Origin of the sequence: Methylophilus sp. (genome assembly GCF_052437885.1) — a bacterium.
Taxonomy (GTDB): domain Bacteria; phylum Pseudomonadota; class Gammaproteobacteria; order Burkholderiales; family Methylophilaceae; genus Methylophilus.
The window spans coordinates 240,469-254,798 of record NZ_JBQVPB010000005.1 but is presented as its reverse complement, the minus strand read 5'-3'; the positions used below and the strand labels follow the sequence as shown (position 1 = coordinate 254,798).

Genomic DNA, 14,330 nt, shown 5'->3' with positions numbered 1-14,330 from the left:
GACAGAAAATCTGTAGCCTCATTGCGTGACTTGTACCAGGCCCAGCTTTTGATAATGATGATGGCCCACACCACCACCGACAGCACGCCCAGCAGATACAGCACTAAATCTACGATGTCAGGTACCAAGTCCACAAACCACCCCTTAAAAATTAAACTGCTTGCGCCAGGCACCCGCCGGTTTAGAAACCATGCTTATGTGCAATATGCAAAATCATCATCGGGAAAATATCCTGAATTAATCAGGAACATTACTTATTCACATCCCCATACTTGTTTAATCGCTGAGAGCAGAAAAACCCTGACGTCGTTAACAGTATTTTACCTTTGCATGGTGCAGGGCAAAGTTAGGCTGGCCTTTGTGGGTGCACGCGGGGCTGCAAGATCAGCCATGCTTGCGGAGTCGCATTGAAGTGATGTCGTCTGGCAGGACAGCAGGACAGCAGGTCTGGCAGCTGCCAGTGTAGCCCGTGATGTGATTTGAAGATGGCTGGAAACGGCCCGAAGTTATCGCTATGTTTCAGACTCGCGTTCTATCAGGGCCTGTTTACGCGCCAGACCCCAGCGATAGCCTGAGAGGGAGCCATCCAGCCTGATCACTCTATGGCATGGTATTGCCACCGCCAGGGTATTGGCAGCGCAGGCGCTGGCCACCGCACGGATCGCGTTGGGCATGCCTATGTTCAGCGCAAGTTGTGTATAAGTCACTGTCGTGCCCACCGGGATCTCGCGTAAGGCCTGCCATACGCGTTGCTGGAACAGGGTTCCCTGAATATCCAGTGGCAGATTCAGCCCCAGGCGCGGCGATTCCACAAACGCGATCACGGCGGCCACTTTTGCTTCAAATGCCTGATCGCCGCCTATGAGCTGGGCTTTTGGAAACCTGTCTTGCAGCTCGCGCAGCATCACCTCAGCATCATCGGCGATAGAAATGGCGCATATGCCTTTATCACTACTGGCAACCAGGATACTGCCCAGAGAACATACGGCCAGCGCGAAGCGGATAGTGGTGTTTGCACCGCCCTTGCGGTATTGCCTGGCTTGCATGCCCAGCGTTGCCGAGGCCTGATCATAAAAACCGCTATTCGACGCATAGCCTGCGGCATAGATGGCATCGGTGATGGTCGCATCGCCGGCGAGTTGCTTACGCATATTTTGCGCTCTATGGGCTTGGGCATAGGCTTTCGGCGTTGTGCCGGTCATGGATTTAAACAGGCGGTGAAAATGGTAGCTGCTGAGCCCGGCGTGAGCGGCCAGTTGGGTCAGCGTAGGCATGACTTCGGCAGATTCTATCAAACGGCAGGCTTGCGCGACTTTGTCTGCATGCACTGCAGACAATGGCAGCTGATCAGGTTTGCAGCGCTTGCACGGGCGGAATCCGGCGCTTTCAGCGGCAGCCGTTGTTAAATAGAAGGCGACATTTTCGGGGCGCGGTGCCCTGGCGCCACAAGAAGGGCGGCAGTAAACACCCGTTGTTTTCACTGCGTAGAAAAACTGCCCATCGGCCTGGGCGTTACGCGCCAATACCTGCTGCCAGCGAGGATCAGTGATGACCGCTACTGTGGGGTTAGCCATACTATCTTCCATCATCTATTTTGAATGGACTCAAGATACATGAGAATCAGCCTGCAAACACTCTGACTCTTGCTTTTGAATTACCTCTCAGCCTGGTCTGGGTTTGCCATGCATGTGCCTGCGCTTTAAATTTGCAGATATAAACTATATAAATTTAACTTTTTACAAAAAAAGCAGTCCATGCCTTTATGCATTTATTTAACAGCATCGTTGTGAAATAAGATTCAAGCATGGTAACAGCAACGCTGTTAAATGAGCTTCAAGCATGCTGCTGCGCCGTCACCGTTCGCTTTCCATCAGTTCCTTGTTTTAAAAGTATGACCAGGGGAGGTATCTCACCCCACGCTGTTCGCTTTTAAAGAATTTCCTGACACTTAAATGTTAACAAACAACTAACACTATTTAAGTTATTGCCATTTGTATAAATACATGTAAACATATTTACACAAATTAATTATCCTGCAAATAAGTCTTTTCAGACGACAGGATAGCCCGGCAAATGGGGTTTAGTTGCCTTTGGAAATGGGACATGCAATATATCGTTACTTCATTGCGTCGCAGACCAGCATTTAGCAGACCCACTTTTAGCGGGATCATTGCTCTCTGCCTGTTTTTACTGCTGGCTCTCACCAGCATGGCTGCCCAGGCACTTTACTCTTTCCCGGCCGCTGCCGGCGCACCCATGCCTCCGGGCTGCACCGGCAGCGCAGGTGTGTACACGTGCGCCAACAGCTTGAACATTCAGGACCATGTGCAGTTTCTGGATGCGGGCAATGTCACTGTCACTTTTAACAATCTGCTGACCATAGGCGGTTTTAACCTGGGTAGCGCCACGCAAGCGGCGAATGTGACCCTGGTGACCAAGGGTCTGGTGACCATGTCTTTTCCCACGGTGTATGCCAGCATCAGCGCCGGCAATAACTCCATCATCACCACGGCAGCTGCATTTGTGAAAGGCAACTTGACCACCACCAATGGCAGTATCACTGTCTCAGGAACAGTCACCGGCAATGTCTCGGCAACCGGGCTGGGTTCAGTGATCTTATTATCAAATGCGGTCGTCAATGGCAATATCACGGGCGCGACCGGGCTGGTGACCCTGAACAGCAATGCCGTGGTCAACGGCAATATCTCCACCAGCATAGGCTCGGTCACCCTTTCCGGCGGCAACAATATCTCATCCACCGTCAACTGCAGTGCTTGCTCACTAATAGTGAACGGGCCCAACAACGTGCTGGGGGCTGATGTCAGTGTAGGCAACGTGGTGGGGGCGCTTTCAAGCAACACCAGCTACAACGGCGCAATTATCGCCAATCTGTCATCCATAGTGCTAGGCAGCGGCTCTACCGTGGCAGGCAATATCACGGCCACTTCATCGGGGCTGGGAGTTTCGTATATTTCGGCGTTTCAAAGCGTGATCAATGGCAGCGTCACCGCCAGTTCGCAGGTGTCTGCGCAATTATTCCTGTATTCCGGCTCTGTCGTGCAAGGGGCGGTGCAGATATCCAATAGCGGAGCCTTGCTGGCGGCGGTGACTACCAATGTGTTTGTCGACAGTTCATCCGAGATCAACAACTCGGTCAGTGTCACCGGCGTGATCGATAACTGGGGCAAGATCGCCGGTTGCGCGAGGACGACTTCGAGTTACATGTGGTCTATCGTGATGGAATATAACTCCACCACCACCGGGGTATGCTGCTTTAACGGTAGCAAGTGCTCGACCACCTCATGTGTTTCCAACCTGTGGAGCTACAAAGTGAATGGCTGCTCAACCCCCGCCAACAAATTCACTTGCATAGACCCTTCTATTCCCAATACCAACGCCGCAAGCGGGCATTTATACACCCAGGTCGCCAACACGGCTTTTAATACTGATGTGGTCGCCCTGTCTGCTGACAGCAGCGTGAATACCACCTATGTGTCCAAGGGTGATAACAGCAAGACCGTGACCCTGAAGTTTGTGGATTGTGGCGACCCCGCCATATTAGCCAACCAGACCTGCACCGGCGCCATTGCAGAGATAGGCACGCAAAACGTGACTTTTACCAGCACAGACAACGGCAGAAAAACCATTTCTACCACCATTGCCAATGCCTACAAGAATATTCGCTGCCAGGTCACCGACAGCAATGCCAACAACCCGACTTCACGCTCCACCGATAACTTTGCGGTCAGGCCGGAGGCGTTTACCAGCGTCACCTCCAACGCCAATGCCGATAGCCTGCTTGGACTGAATGTCGCGGCCAGCCCGGCGGTCAAAGCGGGCAGCACATTCACCCTGACTGCGGCGACCGGGCTTTCAAACTATAGCGGCACGCCCAAGATCGATACCACCAGGCTTGCCGCCCATACGGGCGCTGTCAAAATCGGCCTGCTGGCAGGGCTATTTTCCAGCTCGGCCAACGGCAGCGCCAGCGGCAGTAATTTCACTTACAGTGAAACTGGTTATTTCCGTTTTGAGCCTTATGCGGTCTATGACGATACCTACACCCAGGTCGATGCGGCTAACGGCGATTGCGCGACAGGCTTTCTGCCACTGGGTAACATGCAGGCATGTGCTTTTGGCCACGTCCCACTGAGCGCTTATTACTATGGCAGGTTCGTACCTGACCATTTGCTAGTCACACCTGGCCCCGGGGTGACGCAAGCCTGCGGCGCATTTTCATATTACGGCCAGGGCACAGCCACGGCACCCGGCTTGAGCACCCCGTTCATACTCACAGCAAAAAATGCAGCCGGGGATACCACGCAGAACTATATAGGCTCCCCTGCCTTTCTGCTGACAGACTGGAGTAAATACCAGTTCTCCGCCACGCCGCTCAATGGCGCCACGCTAAGTAGCGGCCTGACTATTCCGCCGGTCACAGGCAACTGGGTCAAGGGGGTGGCCAATATCGTTGCGACGCATACCCTCTCACGCCCGAACTCACCCGTGAGCCCACAGACCATCACGCTGTCTGCGCAACCACAATATGTAGATGCAGGTGTGGCTATCTCTTCGAGCAAGACCACGCTGTCATCCGATGTGACTTATTTATATGGCCGCTTGAATATGCAGAGTGCACATGGTTCAGAATTGCTGGCACTGCCGGTACAGATTGAAGCGCAATACTGGAATGGCAGCGCCTATGTCAGGAGTGCAGGCGACAATTGCACCGCTATCCCTTTGAATAGCATCGCCCTCAAAAATTATAAAGGCAACCTTGCTTCGTGCGAAACCTACCTGTCTGGCAGCCCCACCATGAGCAATGGCAAACTGGCCCTGAAGCTCACCGCGCCCGGCATAGGCTCCGACGGCAAGCCTAACACCGGCAGTGTAGATATCGCGGTCAATCTGGGCACACTCACTCCGGGCGACCAGACCTGCCTGAGTAGCTCCCCCATATCGGCGACCGCCGGCATACTCTCACCGTGGTTTGGCAGCACCGCCCCCAATGCGCGCGCGACATTTGGTATTTACAAGACACAGATCATTTATATGCGTGAGAGTTTTTAACTGGCAATGCTGGCTGCGCCTGCCCAGCTGTCACCTGCGATCCATCGCTAGCCCTGCATGAAAAAAATCAAGCACTTAAACGCGCTGGCAAACGGCTATTGGCGACAGTTTTCCATTCAAATTGAGCCTGGGCAGGTTTGCTGTCAGTGCGCTTCAGCGGCAACGTATTGACATATCGGTAAATATCGATATAATAGCAGCATGGACTTGCTAGAAATATTTAAAGCGCTCTCGAATCGTACACGCCTGCAAATTTTAAAAGGCTTGAAAGATCCGGCGAATAACTTCCCTGCGCAAGACGAAGGGGATGTGCTCATTGAGGGCGTCTGCGTCAGTAGTATCCAGGAAGGCGTTGGTTTATCGCAGTCAACGGTGTCTGATTATCTTGCCACTTTGCAAAAAGCAGGCCTGGTTGAGGTGCGACGTATCGGTCAGTGGACTTACTACAAGCGTAATGAAGCAGCCATCGCAGCGCTTGCCGAGCTGATAGGAAAAGACCTGTAATTTTTTTTACCACATAATATCGATATTTCTCGATATTCCTTTTTATCGAAATGAGGTGTTAAAATGAAAGCAATAGTACTTAAATCTTTTGGTGGCCCTGAATCCCTGCAACTGCGCGAGGTGCCCAAGCCTGTGCCGGGGCAGGGACAAGTTCTGGTGCGGGTACACGCGACTGCGATCAACCCGCTGGACTACCAGATCCGACGTGGCGACTATCCTGAACTTGTGCCATTGCCGGCCATCACCGGACACGATGTCTCCGGTGTGGTAGAAAAGATCGGGCCAGGGGTCACGGCCTTCTCCCCCGGGGACGAAGTCTGGTACACCCCGCAAATATTCGACGGTCCAGGCAGTTATGCTGAATATCACGTAGCAGCCGAAAGTATCATAGGCAAAAAGCCTGCCTCGTTGAGCCATCTTGAAGCAGCCAGCCTGACCCTGGTAGGCGGCACGGTATGGGAAGCGCTGGTCGTGCGTGCCGCGTTGCGAGTGGGAGAAAGCATCCTGATTCACGGTGGCGCAGGCGGTGTAGGACACGTCGCTATCCAGATCGCCAAAGCCATGGGCGCAAAAGTGTTCACCACCGTGCGTGAAACCAACTTTGAGTTTGTGCGCAGCCTGGGTGCCGACATTGTGATCGATTATGCAAAAGAGGACTATGTAGCTGCCATCATGCGAGAAACCGCTGGGCATGGCGTGGATGTCGTCTTTGACACCATAGGCGGTGACACCCTGTCGCGTAGCCCTGACGCACTGGCCCAGCTAGGCCGTATCGTCAGCATCGTAGACACCGCACAGCCGCAAAACATCATTCAGGCGTGGGGCAAAAACGCCAGCTATCACTTAGTCTTCACCAGACAAAATCGCGGCAAGCTTGATGAGCTGAGCGCATTAGTTGAACGCGGCCAGCTACGCCCACACGTCGGTGCCGTATATTCCCTGGCCGACCTGCCACTGGCGCACGCCCTGCTGGAGACACCCAATAATGGTCTGCGGGGGAAAATCGCCATCGAAGTATTATCAAGCGTGTGATCAGCTCGGATTGAATTGCAGACGACAGTTGTCGTCTGCAATTCAACTCAAGACTCAACTAACCACGAAGTTTAATCTTTGATCTTTTAGTCTAAAATCAGTGAAGCAGTAATGCTCTACTTCAATATTACCTGCGCTATAGAGACGCATAAATAACACAAACTAAATAGGTGAGAAATGACAGCATATGACTATGATCGCCCTTATATAGGTTATGAGGCATTTAAAACATTCAGGGCCATAGACCCTTAAGTCGCTGCAGAGTATGGAGCCACGGTAATTGCCACCGAGTTAAGCAACTCTGAGTACAACTTTCGTTATGCCAAACTTAATAAGAAAAATAGTATGAAGAATCCTCCTGGGGCTGGGCGACATAAATTCATGGGATGGTTAGTAGTCCGTAAATATGGGACAAGTCGTCAATATGAGACTTGGATGACGCAAGAGGTATTTGAAGAATGCTATGAGTTAAGCTCCCAATAATCTCCTTTCTTGATTTAACTTCTATGCAAAGCAACAAAACCAAGAAGGAGCATAAGATTCCAGCCATGTATATCAAATATCCAACTCTTAATATAGAGCCCAGGCTATGAAATCAAGACTAAAGCAGGTATCAGCCGAAACGATTCAGAGGCTAGCGAATGGCAGAACACGCCTTAGGGAAGCATCCATGTATTTGGTTGAAGCTCTTGATCGTAACCACGATAAAATTTCTGATCACGCAGATAGTATCGAAAAGGGCGTAAAAGTAGCCGCTGGTTTGACCATTGCTGGAGCCATAGTGGCTGCGCCAACGGGGCTGACTGCCGTTGGGGTTGCGGTAGGTCTGGTTAGCGCGCCTATTATCGTAACAGCCGCGCCATTGATTACCAGTGCAGCTGGGGTTGCCATTCCTGTTTCAGCAGGTGCGTCGTTGTATTCGAAGATCAGGCGAAAGAGAGCACAAGCAAAGGTCAACTCAAAAATTGATGATTGAGAAACTTGGCCCATCTTCAACGGGCCGCATCCAACCACGTGGACTGCCAGTCGGTCTACAACAGTAGCTGGATATTTTTTCATTTCCCTCTTGAAAATAAGGTTTAGCATCCCAAGTTAGCAATCAGGGTGCGCGAGTGCTAAAATGCGCGCTGTAACTCTATTTTGTTATTTTATTAAAACTCTTCCCAAATAAACCTTTAGGAATACAAGGAGATATTCATGAGTATTCGTCCATTGCACGATCGAGTGATCGTTAAACGCGCCGCTGAAGAGCGCACAACCGCTTCTGGCATCGTGATCCCAGACAGCGCTACTGAAAAACCTGATCAAGGCATTGTGCAAGCCGTTGGTAACGGTAAAAAAGATGACAACGGTAAAGCGATTCCGTTGGACGTTAAAGTCGGCGACAAAGTGTTGTTCGGCAAATACTCTGGTCAAGCAGTAAAAGTCGACGGCGAAGAGCTGTTGGTGATGCGCGAAGAAGATATTTTGGCAGTTGTCGAGTAACTCTGGTGACTAAATAACGGGTGATCGTTGCTTTGCATAAAGCTGTTTCGTTTGCTACAGCTTATGCGCTTTGCACTCATACCGTTTCAGCATGTCACTGTTGCGACAACTTCTGGTAAACCTTATTGAACATTCAAAATTCTGGAGAATTTAAATGGCAGCTAAAGACGTAAGATTTGGTGATGACGTTCGCCAAAAAATGGTAAATGGTGTCAACGTACTGGCTAATGCAGTACGCGTGACTTTAGGCCCTAAAGGCCGCAATGTAGTGCTGGAGCGTTCTTTCGGCGCGCCTACCATCACTAAAGATGGTGTGTCTGTTGCTAAAGAGATCGAATTGAAAGACAAATTCGAAAACATGGGCGCGCAGATGGTGAAAGAAGTTGCTTCTAAAACCAATGACATCGCCGGTGACGGCACCACGACTGCCACCGTACTGGCACAAGCGATCATCCGCGAAGGCATGAAATCTGTTGCTGCCGGCATGAACCCAATGGACCTGAAGCGCGGTATCGACAAAGCGGTTGAAGCGGCTGTTGCCAACCTGGCAGAGCAATCAAAACCCTGTACTACCAGCAAAGAGATCGCACAAGTTGGTGCTATCTCTGCTAACTCAGATACTTCTGTTGGCCAGATCATTGCTGATGCAATGGACAAAGTCGGTAAAGAAGGCGTGATCACTGTTGAAGACGGTTCAGGCCTGACCAATGAATTAGATGTTGTTGAAGGCATGCAGTTTGACCGCGGTTACCTGTCTCCTTACTTCATCAACAATCCAGAGCGCCAAATCGCGTTGCTGGACAATCCTTTCGTGTTGTTGCACGACAAAAAAATCTCCAATATCCGTGACCTGCTGCCTACACTGGAGCAAGTGGCTAAAGCTGGCCGTCCATTGCTGATTATTTCTGAAGATGTAGATGGCGAAGCGTTGGCAACTCTGGTTGTGAACAATATCCGCGGCATCCTGAAAACCACTGCTGTGAAAGCGCCTGGTTTTGGTGACCGTCGTAAAGCCATGCTGGAAGACATCGCTGTGTTGACCGGTGGTACCGTGATCTCTGAAGAAGTTGGCCTGAAACTGGAAAGCGTACAACTGACCGACCTGGGCCAGGCAAAACGTATCGAAGTGGGTAAAGAAAACACCATCATCATCGACGGTGCCGGCAACGAAGAAACCATCAAAGCGCGTATCGGCCAGATCAAGACACAGATCGAAGAAGCTTCAAGCGACTACGACCGTGAAAAATTGCAAGAGCGCGTAGCCAAACTGGCTGGTGGTGTTGCAGTGATCAAGGTTGGCGCAACGACTGAAATCGAAATGAAAGAGAAAAAAGCCCGCGTGGAAGATGCGTTGCACGCGACCCGTGCTGCGGTTGAAGAAGGTATCGTGGCTGGTGGCGGCGTTGCGCTGATCCGTGCCCGTGATGCGATCGCTAAAGTTAAAGGTGAGAACCTGGACCAGGAAGCAGGCGTGAAAATCGTTCTGCGCGCGGTTGAAGAGCCATTGCGCCAGATCACGCAAAACGCTGGTGTTGAGCCATCTGTGGTTGTGAACAATGTAGCGGCTGGCAAAGGCAACTACGGTTACAACGCGGCTAACGAAACTTACGGCGACATGATCGAAATGGGTATCCTTGACCCAACCAAAGTGACCCGTTCTGCACTGCAAAACGCGGCTTCTGTGGCTGGCTTGATGCTGACAACTGACTGCATGGTTGCTGAATTGCCTAAAGAAGATGCGCCGGCGATGCCGGATATGGGTGGTATGGGCGGCATGGGCGGTATGATGTAATTTTTGCGGCGTGAAAGCGGCTATTGCTGCGTTGCTTATCCTTGTCGTACTCAATGTACTGCCTGCGGATAAGCGCCTTGCACTAACCGCTTTCACTTGCAAAAATGCCCTAAGCAGCATTTAGCAAAACCCGCTTTGGCGGGTTTTGTTTTATAGATTTTGTCGGACATAATCACACATTGTGTTGTCGAACAGGCAACATCCTCAAATGACGAAAGAAACCCTAATGACCATTGAATTAAAAACCCTGACCCAACGCCTGAGCTACATCGTGGGTGAAAACCTGGCCCATCAGCTCAAGAACGATAATCTGGAACTGGATGCAGACGTGGTCGCACTGGCTGTACGCGATGTGATGACAGACCAGCCATCACGTTTATCGAATGAAGAAAAGCAGAGTGCAGTTGAGCAGGTGCAGAAAGAAGCACAGGCCAAGCAAGCAGCAGCACAAGAAAAGAATAAAGCCGCTGGCGTTGCTTACCTGGCTGAGAACGCAAAAAAAGACGGCGTGATCACCACGGACAGCGGCCTGCAATACAAAGCGCTGGTGACTGGCGACGGTGCAAAACCTGTGCCTAGTGATCGCGTCAAAGTGCATTACAAAGGCACGCTGATCGATGGCACCGTGTTTGATAGTTCTTATGACCGCGGCGAACCTATCGTTTTCCCGGTGACTGGCGTGATCTCAGGCTGGGTAGAAGGTTTGCAGTTGATGCAGGTAGGCAGCAAGTTCGAGCTGACCATCCCTTCTGAACTGGCTTACGGTGAGAGCGGCAGTGGCCCGGTGATAGGCCCGGATGCGGCTCTGGTATTTGAAGTCGAGTTATTGGGTATTGAATAAGCCTCAATAACCCCGGCGCATTAAAAAACCCGCAGCAGCGGGTTTTTTAATCTCTGAATACGGCAGGTCAGCTATGTTTGGCCTGCGATTTTGGCTTGAATACATAAAACAGGTTGGGTTCGCTGACGATATACACATTGCCCTGGTCATCAATCGAAACACCCTCGGCTTGCGGCACACTTTCGTGCAGGCCATGAAAGCCTTTCCATAACGCCAGGGAGCCCAGGGTCTGCCCGGCTTCGTTAAACTGCTTGAGCAGCTTGGATTCATCACTGAGTAAAAAGAAATGGCCGCTAGGCTCATGATAAGTGACTGAAGAAAGGTCTCTGAGTGCCCACCTCAAAGCCGGATCGAATTGGCGCATGCGCTTCATTTCTATCTGGCTCTGCTTGCTGGCATCCGGCTGATACAGACCGGTCACCGACATCACATATTTGGGGTCACGCTCTTTGACCACGATCAGGCGGTGATGCACACTGTCATAGGTGACACCTTCAAAATTCTTGTTACCGCGATCATTGATGCCATAGCCCAGCAATTTGGCGTCCTTGACCGAGATCTCGCGCGTATCGGCCTTGATCTGCAGCAGCCACAATTTGCTTTCCCGCTCATCGGCCACCACATAAAAATCTTTTTCCAGATGCGAGATGCCTTCGAGGTCATCGGTGCCATGCACCTGTATTTCACGGAGAGGCTCACCATCCAGGCTGAACTCGACGATCAGGCCCTTGTCATTGAGCACGGTGAACAGAGTGCCGGTCTCATGATTGTAGGCCAGGCCGGAGGCGTTCTTGTAATCAGCCAGCGGCTTGCCTTCAATGGTGACTTCATAATCCGAAAGGTTGAGGCCCTGATGATCGCGGCTGTTGAGTTGATGCCAGACATGCCAGGCCAGTGCTTCGGCTTTCATCGCATACAAGGTGGAGGCTATGGTCGCGATGACAGCAAAACCAAAGACTGCTTTTAACAACTTCTTTTTACTTAACTGCAAAATAATCTTCTCATTCATTTGAGCTAATAACCTGACTGCTCTGGCAAAGTATAGTTCCTACTGTTATAGGACATTTACATGACAGAGGTGCGACAGCATTAGTTGGGAAAGATAGACCCAAGATCTCAGGTGCTGATAACCACTTAATAGAATTGAGTGGTTTTGATTAAGACAAATCCCAGATAACTAAACTGGGAAGAACTCGCAATGGATCAGGCAGATTCCTGGCGTTGTCCACGGCCTAATAAAGCGCTGACTGCATCCTGTGCTGTTTTTTGATTAGTCAGCAATTGATTCACCTCAAAGGTGATAGGCATCTCCACCTGCATCACATCGGCTCTACGCATGACTTCGCGTGCAGTATTCACACCTTCGGCCACATGGCCCAAACCGGCCAGTATGCTTTCCAGTGACTTGCCGGAAGCCAGTTGCAGCCCCACTTCACGGTTGCGTGAATATTGGCCGGTACAGGTCAGTATCAGGTCGCCCGCGCCTGCCAGGCCCATAAAAGTCTCGGCCTTGGCGCCCAGGGCCATGCCAAAACGAGTGATCTCCGCCAGGCCGCGTGTGATCATGGCGGCACGCGCGTTGTTACCAAAGCCCATGCCGTCGGAAATACCAGCAGCGATCGCCATCACATTCTTCACTGCACCGCCGACTGAAGCACCAATGACATCGGTGCTGCTATACACGCGCAAACAGCCTCCATGTATCAGTTGCGCGGCTTGTTGTGCCAGCTCTTTATGATTGGCCGCCAGCGTGATCGCCGTCGGCAAGCCGCGCACCAGCTCGGCAGCAAAACTGGGGCCACTCAATACCCCCCAGGGGTAATCACTGCCCAGTTCTTCCTGTGCCACTTCAAATGGTAGTTTTGCCGTTTGTGGTTCCAGCCCTTTATTGGCCCAGACCAGGGGCTGGCTGATCGCCAGCGCTTTCAACTGCTGCAGGATAGGGCGAAAACCCGCGGTTGGCACCACAGAAAGGATCAGGTCTGCACCGGCCACTGCGGCCGCCAGGTCATCTTCAACCGTAAGTTTTTCAGGGAAAGTGAATTCACCCAGATAGAGTGGATTGGCGCGCGCTTTACGCATGCCGGAGACATGACCACTGTTACGCGCCCACAACACCACTTCGTGTTTCAAGGCAATATGCATGGCGAGTGCGGTGCCCCAGGCACCTGCACCCAAAACGGCGACTTTACTCATTTATATTTATCCAGAAAAAAAGCAAGCCGCCAGGGCTTACTTTTTCAATCAAATAAAAAATCAGTTAGGTGCGCCAGCAGCCTGGGCAGCCTGCTGTTGCTGTTGCAGGTACAAAGCTTCAAAATTGATCGGGTTCAGCAATACTGGCATGAAACCGGCACGTGTCACCATATCGGAGATCGCTTCACGGGCATAAGGGAACAAGATGTTAGGGCAAGCGACTGACAGGATAGGCTCGATATTCTCTTGCGGGACATTGCGGATGGCAAAAATACCTGACTGATTCACTTCTACCAGGAAAGCAGTTTTATCCTGAATGGTCGCCGTGACGGTGACTTTGATAGAAACATTGAAAATACCGTCTTGCACTTGCTCAACCGCATTACCCAACTCTACGTTGATCTGCGGGGTAGTACGCTCGGTAAAAATCGCCGGTGCGTTAGGCACTTCGATAGACGCATCGTGCACATACAGTTTTTCAATGCTGAAAACTGGGCCTGCGTTCTGTTCTGCTTGGTTTTGTTGTGGTTCCTGAGCCATGAATCATCCTTGTAATATCAATACGCAAAGCCGCTATTCTAACTGGTCAGCCACGGCCTGACTATGTGTTTTTTATGGTGTTTTTGATACTGCCTGAAAGCCTGTGCTTCAAGCCGCCAGCAGCGGGTCTAGCCCGCCTTGTACATCCAATGCATGCAAATCATCAAAACCACCGACATGGCGCTCGCCTATGTAAATTTGCGGTACTGTACGGCGGCCGGTTTTGGCCATCATTTCTGCGCGCAATTCAGGCTGCATATCCACGCGGATCTTCTCGATCTCGGTAACGCCCTTGTTGCGCAACAAACGCTCGGCATTGATGCAAAATGGGCAGACTGCCGAGGTATACATCACTACTTTTGCCATGATCACCTTTCGAACGACTTGATTAATCTACTTAAAAACCTGGGCCTGGAGCTTACAAAGCCTGTCACTTGCTCAAAGGCATCTTGGCTTCTGACCAGGCCTGTATGCCACCTTTTAACTGGTGCAAGGCGGTAAACTGCTGTTCTTTCAGTACTTTTACCGCTGCACGGGTGCGGTTGCCACGTTCACACACCAGCAATACCGGCTTATCCTTGAACTTTTCCAGCTCTTTGACGCGGGTAGCCAGCTGCGACAAAGGCACATTACGCGCGCCCTGCAGGTGGCCCTGCTTGAATTCATCCGGCTCGCGCACATCCAGCACCAGCACTTGCTTGCGGCTCATCAGCATCACCGCCTCAGTCACCGAGACCAGGGTGCTGCCTGCTGCCGAACGGCTGAACATAGGCACCAGCAATGCCACGCCGGAACCGAGGGCCAGGCCTATCAATAAAACATTTTCTTTCAAGAATTCCACGTGATCTTTTACCTAAACTTGTTGTCGAA

General features: G+C 51.4%; 13 protein-coding genes. 7 read left to right on the top strand and 6 right to left on the bottom strand.

The genetic code is table 11. The annotated features are described in order from the left end of the window. Positions 1 to 512: 512 nt before the first annotated feature. A complete protein-coding gene (ada, locus tag ACT6RZ_RS07765) occupies positions 513 to 1,574 on the bottom strand; it encodes a bifunctional DNA-binding transcriptional regulator/O6-methylguanine-DNA methyltransferase Ada (protein ID WP_444701549.1) in 1,062 nt (353 codons plus the stop codon). A 529-nt stretch (positions 1,575 to 2,103) separates the two neighbouring features. On the opposite strand from ada, the gene ACT6RZ_RS07760 reads away from it, so the two are divergent. From ACT6RZ_RS07760 to ACT6RZ_RS07730, 7 genes are all read left to right on the top strand, one after another. Then, positions 2,104 to 5,070, top strand: a complete 2,967-nt coding sequence (locus ACT6RZ_RS07760; RefSeq protein ID WP_444701548.1) for a DUF6701 domain-containing protein — start codon at positions 2,104 to 2,106, stop codon at positions 5,068 to 5,070. Positions 5,071 to 5,271: 201 nt separating this feature from the next. Then, positions 5,272 to 5,574 (top strand): ArsR/SmtB family transcription factor, encoded by a 303-nt coding sequence (locus tag ACT6RZ_RS07755; protein WP_444701547.1) that lies wholly within the window; start codon positions 5,272 to 5,274, stop codon positions 5,572 to 5,574. A 63-nt stretch (positions 5,575 to 5,637) separates the two neighbouring features. Further along, positions 5,638 to 6,606 (top strand): zinc-dependent alcohol dehydrogenase family protein, encoded by a 969-nt coding sequence (locus tag ACT6RZ_RS07750; protein ID WP_444701546.1) that lies wholly within the window; start codon positions 5,638 to 5,640, stop codon positions 6,604 to 6,606. A gap of 670 nt (positions 6,607 to 7,276) precedes the next feature. Continuing rightward, positions 7,277 to 7,582 carry a hypothetical protein gene (locus ACT6RZ_RS07745; RefSeq protein ID WP_444701545.1) on the top strand — a complete coding sequence of 102 codons (306 nt, stop codon included), beginning with the start codon at positions 7,277 to 7,279 and terminating at the stop codon, positions 7,580 to 7,582. Between the two features lie 221 nt (positions 7,583 to 7,803). After that, positions 7,804 to 8,091: a co-chaperone GroES gene (locus ACT6RZ_RS07740; protein WP_379056742.1), complete on the top strand. Its 288-nt coding sequence runs from the start codon at positions 7,804 to 7,806 to the stop codon at positions 8,089 to 8,091. A 154-nt stretch (positions 8,092 to 8,245) separates the two neighbouring features. After that, entirely contained in the window at positions 8,246 to 9,883 is a 1,638-nt protein-coding gene (groL, locus tag ACT6RZ_RS07735) for a chaperonin GroEL (protein WP_379056743.1), read from the top strand. A 226-nt stretch (positions 9,884 to 10,109) separates the two neighbouring features. Then, a complete protein-coding gene (locus ACT6RZ_RS07730) occupies positions 10,110 to 10,724 on the top strand; it encodes an FKBP-type peptidyl-prolyl cis-trans isomerase (RefSeq protein WP_444701544.1) in 615 nt (204 codons plus the stop codon). A 67-nt stretch (positions 10,725 to 10,791) separates the two neighbouring features. Here ACT6RZ_RS07730 and ACT6RZ_RS07725 read toward each other — a convergent pair whose 3' ends face one another. The 5 genes from ACT6RZ_RS07725 to ACT6RZ_RS07705 form a co-directional block, all read right to left on the bottom strand. Beyond that, complete coding sequence (locus ACT6RZ_RS07725) at positions 10,792 to 11,733, bottom strand: SdiA-regulated domain-containing protein (RefSeq protein WP_444701543.1); 942 nt, start codon at positions 11,731 to 11,733, stop codon at positions 10,792 to 10,794. Positions 11,734 to 11,927: 194 nt separating this feature from the next. Further along, positions 11,928 to 12,920 carry an NAD(P)H-dependent glycerol-3-phosphate dehydrogenase gene (locus ACT6RZ_RS07720; RefSeq protein ID WP_444701542.1) on the bottom strand — a complete coding sequence of 331 codons (993 nt, stop codon included), beginning with the start codon at positions 12,918 to 12,920 and terminating at the stop codon, positions 11,928 to 11,930. A 60-nt stretch (positions 12,921 to 12,980) separates the two neighbouring features. Next, positions 12,981 to 13,460: a protein-export chaperone SecB gene (gene secB, locus ACT6RZ_RS07715; protein ID WP_444701541.1), complete on the bottom strand. Its 480-nt coding sequence runs from the start codon at positions 13,458 to 13,460 to the stop codon at positions 12,981 to 12,983. A 108-nt stretch (positions 13,461 to 13,568) separates the two neighbouring features. Further along, positions 13,569 to 13,826: a glutaredoxin 3 gene (gene grxC, locus ACT6RZ_RS07710; RefSeq protein ID WP_379056748.1), complete on the bottom strand. Its 258-nt coding sequence runs from the start codon at positions 13,824 to 13,826 to the stop codon at positions 13,569 to 13,571. A gap of 64 nt (positions 13,827 to 13,890) precedes the next feature. Next, a complete protein-coding gene (locus ACT6RZ_RS07705; protein WP_444701540.1) occupies positions 13,891 to 14,301 on the bottom strand; it encodes a rhodanese-like domain-containing protein in 411 nt (136 codons plus the stop codon). Positions 14,302 to 14,330: the final 29 nt, after the last annotated feature.

Excerpts from the sequence above, each read along its gene's own strand:
- ada (WP_444701549.1), bottom strand. The coding sequence starts at position 1,574 with ATGGCTAACCCCACAGTAGCGGTCATCACTGATCCTCGCTGGCAGCAG.
- ACT6RZ_RS07760 (WP_444701548.1), top strand. The coding sequence starts at position 2,104 with ATGCAATATATCGTTACTTCATTGCGTCGCAGACCAGCATTTAGCAGA.
- ACT6RZ_RS07755 (WP_444701547.1), top strand. The coding sequence starts at position 5,272 with ATGGACTTGCTAGAAATATTTAAAGCGCTCTCGAATCGTACACGCCTG.
- ACT6RZ_RS07750 (WP_444701546.1), top strand. The coding sequence starts at position 5,638 with ATGAAAGCAATAGTACTTAAATCTTTTGGTGGCCCTGAATCCCTGCAA.
- ACT6RZ_RS07745 (WP_444701545.1), top strand. The coding sequence starts at position 7,277 with ATGTATTTGGTTGAAGCTCTTGATCGTAACCACGATAAAATTTCTGAT.
- ACT6RZ_RS07740 (WP_379056742.1), top strand. The coding sequence starts at position 7,804 with ATGAGTATTCGTCCATTGCACGATCGAGTGATCGTTAAACGCGCCGCT.
- groL (WP_379056743.1), top strand. The coding sequence starts at position 8,246 with ATGGCAGCTAAAGACGTAAGATTTGGTGATGACGTTCGCCAAAAAATG.
- ACT6RZ_RS07730 (WP_444701544.1), top strand. The coding sequence starts at position 10,110 with ATGACCATTGAATTAAAAACCCTGACCCAACGCCTGAGCTACATCGTG.
- ACT6RZ_RS07725 (WP_444701543.1), bottom strand. The coding sequence starts at position 11,733 with ATGAATGAGAAGATTATTTTGCAGTTAAGTAAAAAGAAGTTGTTAAAA.
- ACT6RZ_RS07720 (WP_444701542.1), bottom strand. The coding sequence starts at position 12,920 with ATGAGTAAAGTCGCCGTTTTGGGTGCAGGTGCCTGGGGCACCGCACTC.
- secB (WP_444701541.1), bottom strand. The coding sequence starts at position 13,460 with ATGGCTCAGGAACCACAACAAAACCAAGCAGAACAGAACGCAGGCCCA.
- grxC (WP_379056748.1), bottom strand. The coding sequence starts at position 13,826 with ATGGCAAAAGTAGTGATGTATACCTCGGCAGTCTGCCCATTTTGCATC.